The organism is Kitasatospora sp. NPDC059571, assembly GCF_042735675.1.
Lineage (GTDB): Bacteria > Actinomycetota > Actinomycetes > Streptomycetales > Streptomycetaceae > Kitasatospora.
Genome location: NZ_JBHWBW010000740.1, coordinates 1 through 2,277, shown reverse-complemented (window position 1 = coordinate 2,277; position 2,277 = coordinate 1). Strand labels below are relative to the sequence as shown.

3 protein-coding genes are annotated in these 2,277 nt (G+C 70.7%); 2 read left to right on the top strand and 1 reads right to left on the bottom strand.

The window, feature by feature from the left end:
- Nucleotides 1-29: 29 nt before the first annotated feature.
- Complete coding sequence (mca, locus tag ACFV0G_RS38505) at nucleotides 30-899, bottom strand: mycothiol conjugate amidase Mca (RefSeq protein ID WP_380558284.1); 870 nt, start codon at nucleotides 897-899, stop codon at nucleotides 30-32.
- 152 nt (nucleotides 900-1,051) lie between these two features.
- On the opposite strand from mca, the gene ACFV0G_RS38500 reads away from it, so the two are divergent.
- Both ACFV0G_RS38500 and greA read left to right on the top strand, forming a co-directional pair.
- On the top strand, nucleotides 1,052-1,465 hold the full coding sequence (locus ACFV0G_RS38500) for a DUF4307 domain-containing protein (protein WP_380558281.1): 414 nt from the start codon (nucleotides 1,052-1,054) through the stop codon (nucleotides 1,463-1,465).
- A 272-nt stretch (nucleotides 1,466-1,737) separates the two neighbouring features.
- Nucleotides 1,738-2,235, top strand: coding sequence for a transcription elongation factor GreA (gene greA, locus ACFV0G_RS38495; protein WP_380558278.1), 498 nt, complete (start codon nucleotides 1,738-1,740; stop codon nucleotides 2,233-2,235).
- The last annotated feature ends 42 nt before the right edge of the window (nucleotides 2,236-2,277 follow it).

Here is a 2,277-nt window from a genome sequence, read left to right as displayed (position 1 = left end):
GCCCTACACGGGCCGGGCCACCGGGGGTGCTACTTGCGGAGCCCGGCGAACAGGTCGTCCTCGGGCAGGTCGGTGTCGACGTGGGAGCGGACCAGCTCGTAGTCCTCGGTCGGCCACACCTCGCGCTGGACGTCCAGCGGCACGCGGAACCACGGGCCGTCCGGGTCGATCTGGGTCGCGTGCGCGATCAGCGCCTTGTCCCGGATCTCGAACCAGTCGCCGCAGGTCACCCGGGTGGTGATCTCGCGCTCCTTGCGGCCGCTCTTCTCCCAGCCGGCGATCCACTCGCCGTAGGGCGAGTCGTGCCCGTTCTCGGAGAGGTAGGCGTGCAGCGCGCGGATGCGGCCCATCGGGAAGCCGTGGTTGTAGTACAGCTTCTGCGGCTGCCAGGGCTCGCCGGCCTCCGGGTAGGCGTCCGGGTCGCCGGCGGCGTCGAAGGCCACCATGGTGATCTTGTGGGTCATGATGTGGTCGGGGTGCGGGTACCCGCCGTTCTCGTCGTACGTGGTGATCACGTGCGGGCGGAACTCGCGGATCAGCCGGACCAGGGTGCCGGCCGCGGCGTCCACGTCCTCCAGGGCGAAGCAGCCCTCGGGCAGCGGGGGCAGCGGGTCGCCCTCCGGCAGGCCGGAGTCGACGTAGCCCAGCCACGCCTGCTGCACGCCCAGGATCTCGCGCGCGGCGTCCATCTCCTTGCGGCGCACCTCGTGGATGTTCTCCTCCACCCACGGGTCGCCCTGGAGCTTCGGGTTGAGGATGGACCCGCGCTCACCGCCGGTACACGTGGCGACCAGGACGTCCACCCCCTGGTCGACGTACATCGCCATGGTGGCGGCGCCCTTGCTGGACTCGTCGTCCGGGTGCGCGTGCACCGCCATCAGTCGCAACTGCTCAGTCAACGCCTGGTTTCCTTCCAGGTATGTCCGGTTCGTCGGGTCGGCTCCCCCGCCGCCTCCGGCGCGGACGTGCCCCTTCTATAGTGACGGACTGAGGAGCCGCTCCATTCCCACCGCAGCCCGAGTGCTCCTCCGCGAAAGGACCGAGCAGCGCCATGGACTCCAGCCCTACGCCCTCCGCCCCGCCGGCCGGGCGCTACAGCCGGCGCACGGACGCGGAGGCGGACCGCCGGCTGCGGATCGCCGCGGTGGTCTGCGGCGTGCTGTTCCTCGGGGTGGTGGCCTGGTTCGGGGCGTCCTACGTGCTGCGGGAGTCCGCCCTGAACGGCACCGTGCCGACCTTCCAGGCGGTGTCCGACGACGAGATGCAGCTGCAGCTGTCGGTGACCAAGAACGCGGGCACCGGCGGGGTGTGCACGGTGCGCTCGATGAGCGCGGACAAGACGGTCGTCGGCCAGTCCGACTTCCGCGTCCCGGCGGCCGGCACCAGCTGGACGAAGGTGGTCACGCTGCGCACCACCGCCCGCGGCACCACCGCGGAGCTGCTGGGCTGTACGCCCGACAAGTAGCGGACGGGGCCGAAAGGCCTTTGCACATCTCACCCTTCCGGGCGCATATTCGAGCGTACGGGCGGGCATCCGTACCGCGTGCCACCGGGCCCCGGGCGGTCACGGTGCGTCAACGACCGTGCACGGCCCTCCCACGGCGGGACGGAAATTGTTAGGCTCGTGATTTCGCCCCTTCCGAGCTCGACCGCCCGGGAGCGGGCGTTGCTTCGTAAATCGACCGATCCTGCTGACGACCAACCCTCAGCACAGCCCAGTACCGACGAGGAGCACCTGTGACCCAGACCAGCGATGACGTGACCTGGCTCACTCAGTCCGGCTACGACCAGCTGAAGGCCGAGCTGGAGCACCTGACCGGCCCCTGGCGCACCGAGATCGCCCAGAAGATCGAGGCGGCGCGCGAGGAGGGTGACCTCAAGGAGAACGCCGGCTACCACGCGGCCAAGGAGGAGCAGGGCAAGTACGAGGCCCGGATCCGCCAGCTCACCCAGCTGCTGGAGCGCGCCAAGGTCGGCGAGGCCCCCGCGGACTCCGGCATCGTCGCCCCCGGCATGGTGGTGACCGTCGCCTTCGACGGCGACGAGGACGACACCATGACCTTCCTGCTCGGCTCCCGCGAGGTCGCCGGCGACGACCTGGACATCTACTCCCCGCAGTCGCCGCTCGGCAAGGCCATCAACGGCAAGAAGGTCGGCGAGGACGCCACCTACGAGCTGCCCAACGGCAAGAAGGCCGGCGTGAAGGTCCTGCAGGCCGTGCCGCACGCCGGCTGACCCGCCCGCAAGGACGCCGGAGCGGCCGCACCCCCCGGGGGG